The sequence below is a fragment of the Roseiflexus castenholzii DSM 13941 genome, assembly GCF_000017805.1.
In the GTDB taxonomy this organism is placed as follows: Bacteria; Chloroflexota; Chloroflexia; order Chloroflexales; family Roseiflexaceae; genus Roseiflexus; species Roseiflexus castenholzii.
Genome location: NC_009767.1, coordinates 2927666 through 2943708 on the forward strand (window position 1 = coordinate 2927666; position 16043 = coordinate 2943708).

Consider the following 16043-nt stretch of genomic DNA (forward strand, 5'->3'; position numbering starts at 1 on the left):
TGATACGGATTTATTTATGATAGTTCGTATCCGGTCTATCCAGTCAACCAGATCAAGTCATGGCTGTGGTGTTCTCTTATCACCGCAGCGCCTGTTGGCATGTGTTCAGCGAGAGGAGGTGGGCACGGCGTTGGTGCGCATGCCTTGCTGTTGGAGTCTTCCGTTTTTGTCTTGAATAGACGGTCAGGGAGCCTATGAAACGCTACACGACACGCCTGAGTCTGGCAGCGATGACTTTGTTGCTGTCGCTCATTCTGGCAGCGCTGTCGCCGCTGCGCGCCGTTGAGGCGCAAACCCGTCCAAATCGCCCAACACCCGGAACGCCGCTGACAATCGAACCGGCGACCGTGACGAACCGCGAAGACCTGGCAGTCAACAAGAACATGGCTGTCTCTCGTGATGGCTCGATGGCGAGTGTCTTTCTCAAGATCGACTCGCCCTCGCTGGCTACGTTTATGGCGCAAAATGGCATAACGGATATGAATGCGCTGGCTGCACAAAACTATCTGCGCCAGTTGAACGCCGAACTCGATGCGCTCGTCGCGCGGGCGAAGCAATTGGTTCCCGGTCTGAGTGTCACCCATCGTTTTGACCTGATCATCGGCGGCGTTGCGGTGGTGGCGCCGGTCGGTGAGATCGATAAACTGCGGCGCCTGCCGAACGTGGTGGACGTGATCAACGACCGGATCGAGAAAATCGAAACCTACCGCACTCCCGCTTTCATTGGCGCAACCACTGCATGGGGCAGAGGCGGCGGCTCGGCTTTTGCCGGCGAAGGGGTCATTTTCGGTGTGCTCGATAGCGGCGTCTGGCCCGAACACCCTTCGTTCTCCGATCCCGATCCGCTCGGCAAGCCATACGCGCCGCCGCCACCTGCTCCGGGCAACCCCGGCGGTGTGCGCGCGTGCGATTTCGGCAGTGCGACCCCCGGCGACGCGCCGTTTGCCTGCAACAACAAACTGATCGGCTCCTACCGCTTTATGACCGCCTATGACTTCTTCGTCGGCACCGAGCCATACGAATTCCGATCCGGTCGTGATGATGACGGCCACGGCACCCACACGGCCTCGACCGCAGCCGGCAATCGCGGCGTGGCAGCCAGTGATGGCAGCCGGGTGTTCGGCGTGATCTCCGGCATCGCCCCGCGCGCTTATGTCGTCAACTACAAAGTCTGCGGTGAATTGGGCTGCTTCTCGACCGACTCGGCGGCAGCGGTGCAGCAGGCGATCCGCGATGGCGTGCATGTGATTAACTTCTCGATCAGCGGCGGTACCAACCCCTACAGCGATATTGCTTCGCTCGCCTTCCTCGACGCCTACAACGCCGGTGTTTTGGTCTCTGCCTCGGCTGGCAACTCGGGTCCCGCAGCCGACACGGTCAACCATCGTGAGCCGTGGGTGGCCACGGTTGGCGCCAGCACGTCGGACCGGTCGTACCTGAGTACGCTCACCGTGCAGGGCAGCAGCGGTACGTTCACCGCCGTCGGCGCATCGAGCGGCGCTGGTATTGCCACACCAACACAAATTGTGGTCAACAACGCCGATCCGCTCTGTCTGAACCCGGCGGCGCCGGGTAGCTTTACCGGGCAGATCGTTGTCTGTCAGCGTGGCGTGATTGCGCGCGTCGCCAAGAGCGCCAATGTCGCCGCCGGCGGCGCCGTCGGCATGATCCTGTACAATCCGTCGCCGAGCAGCCTCGATGCCGATTTCCATGTCATTCCCACGGTTCACATCCAGAATACCGACGGTACGGCGCTGCTGGCATTCCTGACCGCCAACCCCGGCGCGACGGCGACCTTCACTGCCGGCGCCCCCGGCTCGATTCAGGGTGATGTGATGGCCGGCTTCAGCTCGCGCGGCGGACCGGGCCAGACGCTTGGTATCAGTAAGCCCGACGTTACTGCGCCCGGCGTCAATATTCTGGCCGGCTACACTGCGATTGAATATGGCACGCCGGTGCCGCAATTCGCCTTCCTCAGCGGCACCTCGATGTCCAGCCCGCATAACGCCGGCGCCGCCATTTTGCTGAAGTGGCTGCACCCGACGTGGACCCCAGGGCAGATCAAGTCGGCGTTGATGACGACAGCCAAAGCGGCCGGAGTGTTCAAGGAGGATGGTGTGACGCCGTTCACCCCGTTTGATGCTGGCTCTGGGCGCATTAATCTGCGCAAGGCGTGGGATCCGGGGTTGACGTTCGATGAAACCGGTGCAAATTACGTGACGTTGCAGAACGAACTGTGGAAGGCAAACTATCCCAGCCTGTACGTCCCGAAGATGCCGGGGTTGATCACGGTCAGCCGCACGGCGCGTGAGGTGTCGGGCTACGATAGTTTCTACAAGAGCACTGTCTCGTATCAGGCCGGTCAGCCACGTGATTTTACGGTAACGGCGCCAAAAGAGTTCTTCGTTCCGGCCAATGGCACGTACACCTTCGACATTACGGTCGATGCGCGCAATGTTCCGGTAGGTCAGGTGCGCCACGCGGTCGTTATCTTCACCGAACGCAACGGTTGTCAGGTCCGCTTCCCGATCACCATCGTGCGCGGCGAGCCGGACATTCGCATGGAGAAGCGGTGCAATCCGGCGACGCTGGCGCTGCGCGGCACAACTGACTGCACGATCACGATCTCGAACACGACCTTCAGCAATGCAAGCGTGACGCTCAATGACACGATGCCCAGGCAGTTGAAACTGGTAAGCGGCAGCGTGACCGGTGGGGCAACTGAGATGGGCAACGGTCTCACCTATAGCGGGACCTTGACCGGCGCAGCGCCGCCGGATGTGAGCGCCGGCCGGCTGACCTTTAACGGGTATCTCTCGCTGGCGAGCCTCGGCGCTTCTCCCAATGTCTCCCTTGGCGACGAGTCGCTCGTCAATCTTACCCTCTCGCGTCCGTTCCTGTTTGGCGGGCAAAGCTACAACACCGTCGCTATGGTCAGCAACGGTTATGCCGTGGTTGGCGGCGGCACTGCGGCGGATATTTCATTCGTCAACCGCACTTTCCCCAACTCGGCGCGCCCGAACAACACGCTCGGCGCGTTCTGGACTGACCTCGACGGCAGCGCTGGCGGCAACTACTACGCTTACCTTGTCGGCTTCGGTCCGTGTAGCAATCCGGCCAATGCCTGCTGGCTGATTCTGGAATGGGAGAATGCGCCAAACTGGAGTGATAGTCAAGTCAATACGTTCCAGATCTGGATCGGACTGAACGGCGTCGAGGACATCACCTACTCGTATGGTCCGGTTCTTTCAAGCGGTGATGGCGGGTTCGTCACGGTCGGCGCTGAGAATGCGTTTGGCAATCGCGGCGCGAATATCTACAGTAACGACGGCTTCGGACCGGTTATCGGCACGATTCCGACGGCAGGGTCGAACGATGTCTACATCGCAACGACCCCTGGCGCTCCCGGTCAGACGGTGACCATCGGGTTCCGGGCGCAGGGCGTGCGTGTCGGTCGCTGGACGAACTACGCCGAGTTGACCAGTCCGGCGTTCTTCGGCACGTACATTAAGTCGTTCAGCGGCGAAGTTGTGCGACCGTAACGTTTGAACCGGCAGCAAAGCAGCGCCCTCCCGTAGACTGACATCTGCGGGAGGGTTCTATGGGAGGGGCGCGGCGCTGCGGCGTCACGCCCCTCCCATCCGGCGGCGCGTTGGTTTTAAGGGCGGACAGAACACCCGAGTGAACACCGGCACTCCCGCCGTGGGGGACGGTCGCAAGCACGGCGCCAGTCTCCCCGCTCCCGCGCGCGGGAGTGGAGCGGGGGTGAGGGTCCAACAGCGCATCCCAACGCCATGCATGCCCGCTCTGCTTATGCGCGCGGTCTGCTCTTGAAGCGCGTTGGTCGGAGGCGCCAGACAGCAGACAATCGAAAGAGTCAGCGATCATTGCCGCCGTATCGTCTTCGGCGACGCTTTGGCGGCTTCTCCGCAGATGACAACAGCAGATTCACGTCAATGAGGTTCTGCCAGATCTTCGATCCATCCTGCGCGTTCGAAAATCTTCATTCGATTTCATCACCGGCAACCTGCTGAGCCTGAGTAGTCTTTCGGATCTCCATTTATACCAGAACGCTTCGATCACAGGTCGCCTTGTAGCGGACGGGCGCGATCGTGCAGCGGCCTGGATGTTCTGGTTCGCGAAGCGTGGAAGAGGACATGGATTCTCGCAGATCGAGACGGATGGACACGGATAGCCCCTCTTCCAATGTGCGCCAATCCGCAGGAATCTGCCGCATCCGTGTGTCTGTGTTCATTCACGCCAGATCATACCTGACCCGCAGCGGGCATCCCAATCACGGATCGCCACGCGGTGGGCGTCCCGGTTGGTCGCCGAGCGGTCCTGCCAGCGCATCGCACAGGAATAACCGGCGTTGACCATCACCGTGATAGCGGTAGATTTGCCCGTTTGCGCGCAGTTGTACCAGAACGCCGTCAACCAGCACCTGCGGGTACATCATCCCTGGTTTCGGGCAACCGAGCGACGTATCAGGCCATGTGACCGCATCAACTTCCACGACCTCAATGGCTGATGCATCGATCCCCAGGCGTTGCGTCAGGTCCTGTTTCGCCGCATCGATCTGCGCATCCATCGCCGCGCCGAAAGGGGGTGTCAGTGGTTGCACGTTGTATGGCGGCGCGGGGCGCATGGGTTCATTCGCCTGATCGGGCGTGGGCATGGGTGTCTCCTTCCCCTGTTCGGCAACTGGGACGGGCGTGAACATCGATGTAGCGGTTGGTATTCTTGGGTCGCCGTTTGTGGATGACGGCGCCACAGACGCAGCCGTCGCCGTTGGTTGTCGGACAGGGGTGTCGGCGATCAGCGGTTGTCCGGGAACGCCGGTAGGGAGCGGTGGTTGCGTCGGTTGGGAAGGCGCCGAATTAGACGGTTGGGTCGGTTCGGCCGGTAGAGCTCCTGTGCTGGCGCTGCCGCATGCCGCCAGCAATAGTGCGCATCCGAGCAGAGTTGCGATCATCGCGCGCATGGCATTCCTCTGAGTTCGTCAAAGGTCCTCTGCTCATCATAACGCGCTGGGGACCTGATTTGTTCCCTTGATGGCACGGGCGCTGCTGCCTTTCCCCCTCGCCGCCTGCGCCGGTTGTCCACGAAGGGGCGCGAAGGCGCACGAAGGGGCGCGTCACCCTTTTCTCCCTTCACCTTTCAATCTTCCCTCTTCCGTCACCTGTGCCGATTGTCCACGAAGCGCGCGAAGGCGCACGAAGGAGCAATCCCACTCTTCGTCGCCTGCGCCGGTTGTCCACGAAGGGGCGCGAAGGCGCACGAAGGGGCGCGTCACCCTTTTCTCCCTTCACCTTTCAATCTTCCCTCTTCCGTCACCTGTGCCGATTGTCCACGAAGCGCGCGAAGGCGCACGAAGGAGCAATCCCACTCTTCGTCGCCTGCGCCGGTTGTCCACGAAGTGGACGAAGACGCACGAAGGGGCGCGTCACCCTTTTCTCCCTTCACCTTTCAATCTTCCCTCTTCCGTCACCTGCGCCGGTTGTCCACGAAGCGCGCGAAGGCGCACGAAGGGGCGCGTCACCCTTCTACCTTCACCTTTCACCTTTCAACCTTCAACCGTTCAACCTTCAACCGCTCCTCCGCTCCGACGCCAAAGATCAGGCGCACGCCGCGGTCGTAGGTGAAGTAACTGTACGCCCAGTTCAGCAGCACCAGCGCCCGATTGCGGAAACCGACCAATTCCATAAGGTGGACGAAGAGCCAGCCGACCCATGCCGGCCAGCCGGTCAATCGGATGCCAAAAGAGTCGAGCACGGCTGCGCTCCGCCCAATCGTCGCCATCTGCCCTTTGTCGAAGTAGCGGAACGGCTTCATCGGGTTGCGCCGGGTGCGAGCAATAATGTTGCGCGCCGCCTGCTCCCCCATCTGAACGGCGACCGGTGCGACCATCGGGTAGGGTACGCCAGGACGGTATCCCTCCAGATAGGCCATGTCGCCAACCACGAATACATTGGGGTGTCCTGGCAGCGTCAACGTTGGTTCGACCTTCACCCGCGCGCCACGCCCTAGCGTTACGCCAAGCGCCTCTGCCAGCGGCGATGCGCGCACTCCCGCTGCCCACACGATTGTCTCGGCTGCCAGTTCCGAACCATCTTTGAATGCCAGCACTCCTGGACGGGCATCCGCCACCGGTGTATTCAGGCGCACATCCACCCCCATGCGACGCAATCGATCCAGCGCCGCGCGCTGCAACGACTCGGGAAACGTCGCCAGCACCCGGTCGGTCGCTTCAATGAGCGCCACATGCGCCTGATGGACATCGAGCATCGGATAGTCTTTGCGCATCACATGGCGGATCAACTCGACAAATGCCCCCGCCAGCTCGACACCGGTGGGCCCGCCGCCGACGACAACGAAGGTCAGCAACGCCGCGCGGTGCGCTGGGTCGCGTTCGGACGCAGCGCGCTCGAAGCAGTGCAGGATATGATTGCGCAACCGCTGCGCCTCGTCGAGGTCCTTCATGCCAAGCGTATATCGCTCAAACCGCTCATTCCCAAAAAAGTTCGTTGTACTCCCCGCTGCCAGCACCAGATAGTCGTAGGACACAGAACCGACGTCGGTCAGCACCGTATGCTGCTCGAAATCCACGCCGTTCACCTCGGCGAGCAGAAAATTGGCATTGCGATAGCGTCGCAGAATCGCGCGCACCGGATACGCAATCGACTCTGGCTCCAGACCGGCGGTTGCCACCTGGTAGAGGAGGGGCCAGAAGCCGTGGTAGTTCGTCCGGTTGATCAGCGCAACGGCGATCTCATCGAGATCGGTGATGAGACGTTTCGCTTTGAGCAACCGCAGCCGTCGGTCGATGCCACACTCATCGCAACGCCGGCGCCTGTTCCGGCGCCGCCAACCGCTCCGGCGACCCCGCCGCCGCAGCCGGCGCAGGGATTCCGTCTGCCTCCGGCGCAGCCACAGCCACCGTCTCAGCCGCCCCAGGGAATGCCGCCGTCGCCCCCGCCGCGAGGGTTCCAGGTTCCGCCAGCGCAACCGCAGTACCAGCCGCCAGCACAACCACAGGGATTTCAGGTTCCGCCAGCGCAACCGCAGTACCAGCCGCCGCCAGCCCAGCCCGCGGCAGCGAAGCCGGCCCGCAAAGGGTGCCTGCCAACCTGGGCGCTCATTCTTGGATTGGTCGGCGTTGTGCTGGTCGTCGGCTGCATTGGCGCACTCGTGGTGACCGGCGCTATCAATGTGCGGATCGGTCCGACGCCGCAGAGCGGCAATGGAACGCCTCAGAGCGGGAGCACAACCGACACGACGCCCCAGAGTGGCGGCACGGTTTTGCCGACACCGACCCGCGCGCCGGCGCAGACTGCGCAACCGGCGGGTGACAGGGCTGCCTGGACGGTCCTGGTCTATCTTGATGGCGATAACAATCTGGAGCGGGACGCGGTGATCGACTTCAACGAAATGGAACTCGTTGGATCCAGCGATCAGGTCAAGATAGTTGTCCTGTTTGACCGCATCGGCGCCGCCGCGCCATGGGACGACGACTCGAACGGCAACTGGGAGACCACCAAACGTTTTCTGGTGACTCAGGATGATGACCCGAACACCATTCGCTCGCAGGAACTGGACGATCTGGGCGAATTGAACATGGGCGATCCGCAGACGCTGGTTGATTTTGCAGTGTGGGGGATGCAGACCTACCCTGCCGAACGGTACGCCCTCATTCTGTGGGACCATGGCGCATCGTGGGCTGGGATCGCCTTCGATGACACCGATGGCGAAGATGGCATTAACATGCCAGAACTCGACGCGGCGCTGCGGACGATTCAGCAGCAGACCGGCAAACGCATCGATCTGATCGGCTTCGATGCCTGTCTGATGGCGCAGATCGATGTGGCGCTCGTCACCGCGTCCTACGCCGATGTATTTGTCGCCTCCGCCGAACTCGAACCGAACACCGGCTGGCCCTGGGACCTTCTGCTGCGTCGCCTGATTGAGAACCCACAACAGGATGCAGCGGCATTCGGCGCCGCGATTGTCGAGTCCTACCGCGAGTTCTATCAGCCACGCGACGATCCGACCGTAACTCTCTCGGCGTTCGACCTGACTCGCGCCGGTGACCTGCGCCAGAAGTTGAACGCGCTCTCCGACGCCATGCTCACCGGCATGGGTGAATCCTACTCGGCGATCGCCGAGGCGCGATCATTCGTCGATGTGTACAGTCAGCCCTCTCCCGAAGAGTTCAGCGCCGCCGATCTGGGGCACTTCGCCCGGCTCGTTGTGGACCGTGGGGCGCGTCCCGCCGTGGCGGACCCGGCGCGCGCCCTCTACGAGGCGATTGATCAGGCGCGCATCGCCGAATGGAATGGCGGTTTTCATGCTAACTCTACCGGACTGTCAATCTTCTTCCCGCAGTATGCGCAACTCTATCCGCCGATCTATGGTCAGGGGGCATCGCCTCTGCCGCAGCAGACCTCGTGGGGCGACTTTCTAAAGGCGTTCCATACTGCCAACACCGGTTTGCAGAGCGCTGCCGAGATCGGTTCGCTCACTGTCTCGAATACGACCGTGAGCATCGATAGTCCGATCACGGTCGAAGGAGTCGTCACCGGCAACGATATTGCCTATGTCTTCTTCTTCGCGGGTATTCCAAACAACGACCGCAGCGGCGTATTGCTCACCAGCATCGACTTCCTCTATCCGCCGGGAAGCGTGCCGGGCAGCAGCGTTCCTCCCTGGACTGGCGGCAGCACACGGCTTAAGGTCAATTACAGCGGCACGCAATGGGGGTTGACCAACGGACAGGATACCATTCCGGTGCTGCTTGGTCCGGCGAAGTATGGCACGGCGCTGTATGGTGTTGAAGGGATTTATACCGTCAGGAGAACCAACGAGCGAATTACCGCAGCCCTGGTTTTCAATGTCGAAAGTGGGACGCCTGAGTTGATCACGGTCTATGGCTTTCCGAGGAACCAGAAACAGGAATCGCAGCCGTTCGAGATCACACCGGTGCCAGGTGACTCCTTTACTGCCATGATCCGCACGTACACTGTGAAAGGTGACCGCCTGGAACCCGGTTTCGTCGAAGGTGATACACTCACGATTGGCAACCAGCCGCTCGCTGTGCAACGCATCCCGATGCAGAGCGGCGCCTATGTCACCGGCTTTCTGGTGCGCGACATCGCCGGACGTTTCAGCTACCAGTACGCCGACATTAATGTGCGCAACACGGGCGCTGGTGCAAACGTGCCTCCTCCAGTGCAGACATCGCCCGGCACACAGGCAGGGTACCAATCGTACAGCAACCCGAAACTCGGTTTCTCGATTGAGTATCCGACAACCTGGAAAACGCTTGACACCGGCAATGACCAGATCTACTTCTACGATCCTGCCGAAAACGGGAATGTCTTCGTCAGCATTGACGTGTACCAGACGGGGTTGACGCCATCGGAAGCCAACCAGCGTTTGCTGGAGTTCTTCCTTGAGTCGCTTCAGACGCAGCAGAACTTCCAGCAACGGCCCGGCGATCCGTTGCGGGTCAGCGGAGAAGTCGGACCTTCGGCGAGTTACCAGTACACCGATCAGAATGGCATCACCTTTACCGGCCTCGTCGTTGCCGTGAGCAGCCCGCGCACCGGACTGAGTTACCTGATATCGGTGCAGGCGCCTTCCACCGACTTCAACCGTCACGCAGAGACGCTTGGCGCCATCGTCGACTCGATGAAGATTGAGTGACGCGGTGCTGTGGTCTTATACTTCTGCCCCTCTCTCCGGCATCGCCGGAAAGAGGGGCTTCTGACTCGAGGCGTTGCCTTTTGCCACATCCCGATCAGAGCGGAGGCGTCGCCGGAGCGAAGGGGCGTGGTATGGCATCACTCCCGGGACCCCTCGCTTTGTTTGGAATGATGACCCTCGTTGTCGTCTTGTGCCCGACACGCAAGACAGGGCTTGCCAGAAATCGACACGTATGAATTCTGTGGCGCCTCGATCCATCGCCGGTGTGCTATGGAACATGCGGGAGCGGGGGCGACTCGCCCGGATAGGGATTTGTGAGGAGAGTACGCCACATTGCAGGTCTATGGCACAATGCCACGATCCGTCATCCATCCATATCCATACCAATGTCCTATTGAGCCGTCCATTTCCTTTGCTCCGCAGAAACGGTATAATGAATGTTGGTATAAATGTCGTTCTTGCCGTATCACATATGCTTGCGCCAGATGAGATCGTTCAACAGCGGTATCAGATTGTTCGCCCAGTTGGGAAAGGAGGCTCAGGCGCAGTCTATGAAGCGATCGACCTTCGTCTGGGCAATCGCGTTGCCCTCAAACAGACTGCCATTCCCGCCGAACAGTCTTTGAACCTGTTGGAGCGCGAGGCGCGCCTGCTCGCCAGATTACGCCATCCGGCATTGCCGAGAGTGATCGACCACTTCGTCGAGGGACGCTATCAGTACCTGGTGATGGAATTTATCGGCGGCGACGATCTGGGAACGATGCTCCTTCAACGCAACCGTCTGTTCGAGATGCACCAGGTGTTGCGCTGGGCAGATCAACTTCTGGGTGCGCTTGAATACCTGCACCGCCAGAATCCGCCTGTTCTCCATCGTGACATCAAACCGCAGAACTTGAAACTGACCGCTGATGGCGATGTGGTGCTGCTCGACTTTGGGCTGGCAAAGGGTGGATCAGGCGGGCACACACTCCATCGGACCGGTGAGAGCATTTTCGGCTACACACCCCACTATGCGCCTCTTGAGCAGATCAACAACACCGGCACCGGACCTCGCAGCGATCTCTACAGTCTGGCAGCGACGTTATATCATCTCCTGACCGGTGTGCAACCGCCGGACGCGCTCACCCGTGCTACCGCAGTGCTTCGTCGCCTGCCCGATCCGCTGATCTCCATCAGACAACTGAACGCTGCCATTCCCGAGAGTGTCGGCGTCATTCTGATGCAGGCGCTGGCGCTGGACCCGGACGAGCGCCCCGTTAGCGCAGCAACCATGCGCGCTGCGCTGGCGAAGGCTGAGGCTGAAACCAACGGTGCTGCTCTCTCCGAAACGCCGATGTACCCGGTCGACGCCGATACGCTTCCTGCCGCCCGCTTCTCCGATACCGTGCGATACGACGCCGCAATCGCTCAACGTCTGACGCCGACAACTCCCTCGTCGGACATGTCTTCGGCGCTTCCAGCGCCGCAGGCTGCGCCGAGAACAATGACAACACCGAAGGATGAAACTGATCGGCGCCCTGGTCGTTATGCGGTGCTCCTGGCGCGACTACGCGCTGTTGGATTCCATGGCTGGAGTCTGCTCCACAGGAAAGTGTCCGCATTGCCGCATCCCTGGAACCGGTATGCGCTTCCCGCCGCAATGACGCTTGTGGTGATCATGGTGCTGCTCAGCGTTGTGCTGGCGATGTCGCAAACCGATACCACTGCGGTTGCTGTGAATGACGCATCGTTGCCGGCGCCGACACTGGCGCCGGCGCCCTTTGTGCCAACGGTGCTCACGCCGCCCGATGCCTTTCAACACGGCGCCGTATCAACTGTCAGCGCTTCTTCGGTTGTTCAACCGGTTGCGCGACGCATCATTCCCGCTGAGGTCTATACTGGCGCGCTCCCAATCACGCTGACGGTTGAAGGCGATCATCTCGATGAGCAGTATCCATTCGCACTCGAATCACCAGAAGTCGGTCGCCTGCCGCTAGAGATGGTCAGTGGCGACGACACACAGGTAACCCTGTTACTGACGGCGCTTCCGTCCGATTTTCGTGGCGAAGCGACGCTGATGCTGGTGATCGATGGCGCCCCTCAAGCAGATGTGCGCCTGATCCTGCGCGATTTTCTGGAGCGTAAGGCGGTTTCAGGGGTGCGCCGGGAATATCGCTACATGCCGCAGATCGGCGTGGACGAAGCCGGCGCGTACACCAGCCTGCACACAGCGCCGGACGCCGCCAGCAACCGTTTTGCGGTGCTGCGCAATGATGATGTCGTCGAAGTTCTGCGCGCTGATGTGCCTGAATGGTATGAGGTGCGCATCAATGCGAGCGCCAATGCGCTCCACGTCGGCGCCGTCGGCTGGATCGAGCGCTGGCTGATCGATGATCAGAATGTGCCGCCACTGGTCTTTGCCGGTCTGTTGGGACAAACGCCAACCGATCTTGCCGTGCGGTGCGGTACGCAGTTCAGGTCGAGCATCTACGGCAGCGTTGAGGACCGGAATGGACGTGGGATTGCCGGCGCGACGCTGATCGTCACGAGCGCCGATGGACGCAATCAGTACACGGTGCGCACCCGCCCCAATGGCACCTACGACATTGGCGGGCTTGGGTGCACCACCTGGATCGTGCGTCTGACAGCCATCCCCGACGTTTCTGTGTTCGAGGCAAATGAGGTGCGGGTGACCAACCTCAACGGCGGCAGATATACTGCGGCGGAAGTGCGTTTCCGCCAGCAGCCGTAACTGCCTGTTCGACGCCAGCGCGCCGCCGCATCTCATGCGGGTCAATCGGCGCCAGCGACGCAACAACGCGCAGCAGATCATCACGCGCCACGCCTGCGCCGAAGACAAACAACGTCCCCGGTGCGCCATCATCAACGACGACCAACGTCTGATCGTCCTGGGTGACAAGACGGGCTGTGTATGCGCCAATGCTGACGCGCTCGATGGTCCCGCTCAGACTGAACGGCTCGACTGCCCCGCCGCCAATGACAATCTTGCCGGTGTCGCCGTTGAAGGTCACCAGATAAAAGCCGATGTCGCCATCACCAACCTCGTCTTCACGGGCAATGCGCGTCTCATCGGGTGAAGGTCGCATTCCTTCCGGCAGAAACGAGGGCCATCGGTAGACGAAACGTGTCGGATCGCCCTGATCGAGTGAAGCCGAACCGACAGGCGTGGGGCGGGGCGCGACCTGTGTCGTCGGCGATGCCGGCGCTGGTTGCACCCCTGGCGCCGACGGAATTGACGGCGTCACCCGTTGCGCCTCCACTGCCGCCTCCGTCGTTGGTTCTGGCGACTGCGATGGGGCGCTGCACCCGACGCTCAGCGCAAGGAGCAGTCCGAGGATTAACTGTCGCCCTGTGAATGTGCGCACCTGTCGCCTCATAGATTTCATACGTGGTCTTCTCTCTGCCATCCTCAGTTTATTCCTGGAGGCAGCATTCCACACCGCCCGTGCGCGCGGGGCTGTGTCCAGTGCGTGTGGGCGCTCTCGTCGACGCTGGCGATGCCCGACGACTCGCCAGCGTTACATGGTATGATAACGGATATGTTCTGCAAGGAATCACCGGTATGACCAACAACAACGCATCTGGAACCATCCCGCCCGAAACGACCATTGGGACGGTGCATCTGACGGTTGCCGACCTTAAGCGTGCGTGCGCATTTTACACCGAAACGATTGGATTTCAGGCGATGCGCCGCACCCATCAGAGCGCCATACTGGGAGTGAGCGAACGACCGCTCCTGCTGCTGACCGAACTGCCCGGCGCGCGCCGGGCGCGCGGCGTCACCGGTCTATACCACTTCGCCATTTTGCTCCCTTCCCGGCGCGACCTGGCAATAACCCTGGCGCACCTGCTGGAACTGCGAACACCGCTCCAGGGCGCTTCAGATCATGCCGTCAGTGAAGCGATCTATCTGGCAGACCCCGACGGGAATGGCATCGAAATCTACCGTGACCGACCACGGACAGAATGGCCCCGCGCCGGCAGTCAGGTGCGGATGACCGTCGATCCGTTCGATGCCGATGGTGTGCTTGGCGAACTCAACCGTGTCCCGGCAACGTGGTCTGGCTTGCCGGCAGGCACGATCATCGGGCATATTCATCTGCACGTTGCGCATCTGGCGCCGGCGCGATGGTTCTACTGCGATGTTCTGGGATTTGCGTTCATGCAACGCTTTGGAAGCAGCGCCGAGTTTGTCGCAGCCGGCGGCTACCACCATCACATCGGCTACAATGTGTGGGCTGGCATCGGCGCGCCTCCTTCCTCCCCCAATATGGCCGGTCTGCGCTGGTTTACCCTGCGCCTGCCCGACAGCGCCTCTGTCGATGCCATCCTTCGACGCGCGGCGTCGGCGGGTCTGATGATTGACGCAACACCGGCGACCGAGGCATATAATAGGTCGCTCCCGTTATTGCGCGACCCGTCGGGCCATGGCGTGGCGCTCGACGTCGGCGTTGTCGTGTAATATGAGTGGGGTGTGGAGATTGCTCAACAATCAATATTGGATTGACCGCCTTCTGAGGGACGACTGAAGTGCTTAGACCAAGTACCTGTGACCATCCGGCATGGTCACCACGAGCGGAGCGAGGGGTCTTACGCGACCCGCTCAGATTCCGAGCGCAGCGAGGAATGACAAGCATTTGGTATCAGAACTGAAGCCCCTCCTCCCGCAGCCGCGCGAATACAGCCGGATCGTAGCGCAGGATCGGTTGGCGCGCAGCGCGCACCTCGTCGAGCCGGCGCACCGGCGTCGTGGTCGGCGCGCGCTTCAGAATCTCCGGGTCGCGCGCCGCTTCCCCGGCGATAGCCAGTAACGCATCGCAGAAAGCATCGAGCGTGCGCTTCGATTCGGTCTCGGTCGGCTCGATCATCAATGCTTCCGGGACAATCAGCGGGAAGTAGACTGTTGGCGGATGAAAGCCATAGTCGATCAACCGCTTGGCGATGTCGAATGTGCGCACTTCGGGAGCGGCAGCCAGTTTTCCCTGCAACACCGTCTCGTGCATGCAGGTGCGATCAACCGCAGCCGGATACACATGTTTCAGCCGCGCTTGCACATAGTTCGCATTCAACACTGCCGTTTCACTAACCTTGCGCAATCCGGCGGCGCCAATCGAGCGAATATACGTCCAGGCGCGCACCAGCATGCCAAAGTTGCCGTGGAAGGTCTTCATCCGCCCGATCGATTTTTCCGGCGCAAAGAACTCATACGCGCCTTCGGGCGCTGGCGTCGCATGCGCGCCGCGCATACTTGCGCCGCGTTCGGTTGGCGGCAGTTCCTGACCGGCCTGGGGAATACGGCGAACCCGTGGCGCGGGCAGGAACGGTGCAAGCATCGCCGTGCAGCCCACCGCGCCTGACCCGGGACCGCCGCCGCCGTGGGGGGTGGTGAAGGTTTTGTGCAGGTTATAGTGCATAAAATCGAATCCCAACTTGCCCGGTTTTGCGATCCCAAGGAGGGCATTGAAATTAGCGCCGTCGCCGTACACCAGCCCGCCCGCCTCGTGGACCAGGCGCGCCACCTCGACGACGTGCTCCTCGAACAACCCCAGGGTATTTGGATTGGTTAACATGAGTGCAGCGGTGCGCGGTGACAGTTTACGCTTCAGGTCCTCGAGATCGACATTGCCGCGCGCATCACTCTTCACCTCAATCACTTTATAACCTGCCATAGCTGCCGTCGCCGGGTTCGTACCGTGCGCCGAGTCGGGCACCAGCACCTCCATCCGCTCGTGATCGCCGCGATCGAGATGATAGGCGCGGAAGACCAGAATGCCGGTCAACTCTCCCTGCGCCCCGGCTGCCGGTTGCAGCGAAACAGCGTCGAAGCCGGAGATTTCGCCGAGGTATGTCTGCAATTCATACATCAGTTGCAGCGCACCCTGCGAAAGTTCTTCGCCCTGCAACGGATGCGCTGCCGCAAAACCGGGCAGGCGCGCCGCTTCCTCGTGGAGCTTGCTGTTGTACTTCATCGTACACGACCCCAGGCTGACCATGGTCGTGTCGATGGCGAAGTTACGCTGACTGATGCGCGTATAGTGTCGGATGACCTCGGGTTCGGTCAGTTCAGGCAATCCGGCGAGATCATCGGCGCGCAGCAGATCGACGGGGAGTTGGCTCTGCGGCACATCGATCTGCGGCAGATTGACGCCAATTTTGCCCCGTCCTGACAATTCAAAGATAGGGGGTTCGTGATTGTGCATTGGTGCTTCTCCTCTAGCAGCCTCTAGATTGCAAAAGATTGCAAAATCTGGCGTTTCAACTCCCGCCCACCCGCACTGCCCGGGATCGCGGGCGTCTCGCCCGCATACGAGCAACCCCTGGGCGCGCCAGCGTCCTGC

Annotated in this window: 9 protein-coding genes; 5 read left to right on the plus strand and 4 right to left on the minus strand. The window is 61.2% G+C overall.

Annotated features, from left to right (window positions below):
- Positions 1–194: 194 nt before the first annotated feature.
- Positions 195–3542 (plus strand): S8 family serine peptidase, encoded by a 3348-nt coding sequence (locus RCAS_RS11730; RefSeq protein WP_012120781.1) that lies wholly within the window; start codon positions 195–197, stop codon positions 3540–3542.
- Positions 3543–4294: 752 nt separating this feature from the next.
- On the opposite strand, the gene RCAS_RS25980 is transcribed toward RCAS_RS11730, so the two are convergent.
- Positions 4295–4678, minus strand: coding sequence for a hypothetical protein (locus RCAS_RS25980; protein ID WP_232279996.1), 384 nt, complete (start codon positions 4676–4678; stop codon positions 4295–4297).
- A 37-nt stretch (positions 4679–4715) separates the two neighbouring features.
- Between RCAS_RS25980 and RCAS_RS25985 the strand changes: the two genes are divergently transcribed.
- Positions 4716–4997 carry a hypothetical protein gene (locus tag RCAS_RS25985; protein ID WP_232279997.1) on the plus strand — a complete coding sequence of 94 codons (282 nt, stop codon included), beginning with the start codon at positions 4716–4718 and terminating at the stop codon, positions 4995–4997.
- Between the two features lie 562 nt (positions 4998–5559).
- On the opposite strand, the gene RCAS_RS11740 is transcribed toward RCAS_RS25985, so the two are convergent.
- Positions 5560–6810, minus strand: coding sequence for an NAD(P)/FAD-dependent oxidoreductase (locus tag RCAS_RS11740; protein WP_012120783.1), 1251 nt, complete (start codon positions 6808–6810; stop codon positions 5560–5562).
- On the opposite strand from RCAS_RS11740, the gene RCAS_RS11745 reads away from it, so the two are divergent.
- Positions 6736–9705 carry a clostripain-related cysteine peptidase gene (locus RCAS_RS11745; protein WP_269631807.1) on the plus strand — a complete coding sequence of 990 codons (2970 nt, stop codon included), beginning with the start codon at positions 6736–6738 and terminating at the stop codon, positions 9703–9705. The two genes, RCAS_RS11740 and RCAS_RS11745, sit on opposite strands and share 75 nt — an antisense overlap.
- 433 nt (positions 9706–10138) lie before the next feature.
- On the plus strand, positions 10139–12436 hold the full coding sequence (locus RCAS_RS11750) for a protein kinase domain-containing protein (protein ID WP_232279998.1): 2298 nt from the start codon (positions 10139–10141) through the stop codon (positions 12434–12436).
- On the opposite strand, the gene RCAS_RS11755 is transcribed toward RCAS_RS11750, so the two are convergent.
- Complete coding sequence (locus tag RCAS_RS11755) at positions 12384–13070, minus strand: hypothetical protein (protein WP_232279999.1); 687 nt, start codon at positions 13068–13070, stop codon at positions 12384–12386. The two genes, RCAS_RS11750 and RCAS_RS11755, sit on opposite strands and share 53 nt — an antisense overlap.
- Positions 13071–13267: 197 nt before the next feature.
- On the opposite strand from RCAS_RS11755, the gene RCAS_RS11760 reads away from it, so the two are divergent.
- Entirely contained in the window at positions 13268–14167 is a 900-nt protein-coding gene (locus tag RCAS_RS11760) for a VOC family protein (RefSeq protein WP_012120787.1), read from the plus strand.
- Positions 14168–14348: 181 nt separating this feature from the next.
- Here the strand turns inward: RCAS_RS11760 and gcvPB are convergent, their stop codons facing one another.
- On the minus strand, positions 14349–15905 hold the full coding sequence (gene gcvPB / locus RCAS_RS11765) for an aminomethyl-transferring glycine dehydrogenase subunit GcvPB (RefSeq protein WP_012120788.1): 1557 nt from the start codon (positions 15903–15905) through the stop codon (positions 14349–14351).
- Positions 15906–16043 lie beyond the last annotated feature (138 nt).

Excerpts from the sequence above, each read along its gene's own strand:
- RCAS_RS11730 (WP_012120781.1), top strand. The coding sequence starts at position 195 with ATGAAACGCTACACGACACGCCTGAGTCTGGCAGCGATGACTTTGTTG.
- RCAS_RS25980 (WP_232279996.1), bottom strand. The coding sequence starts at position 4,678 with ATGCCCACGCCCGATCAGGCGAATGAACCCATGCGCCCCGCGCCGCCA.
- RCAS_RS11750 (WP_232279998.1), top strand. The coding sequence starts at position 10,139 with ATGAATGTTGGTATAAATGTCGTTCTTGCCGTATCACATATGCTTGCG.
- RCAS_RS11760 (WP_012120787.1), top strand. The coding sequence starts at position 13,268 with ATGACCAACAACAACGCATCTGGAACCATCCCGCCCGAAACGACCATT.
- gcvPB (WP_012120788.1), bottom strand. The coding sequence starts at position 15,905 with ATGCACAATCACGAACCCCCTATCTTTGAATTGTCAGGACGGGGCAAA.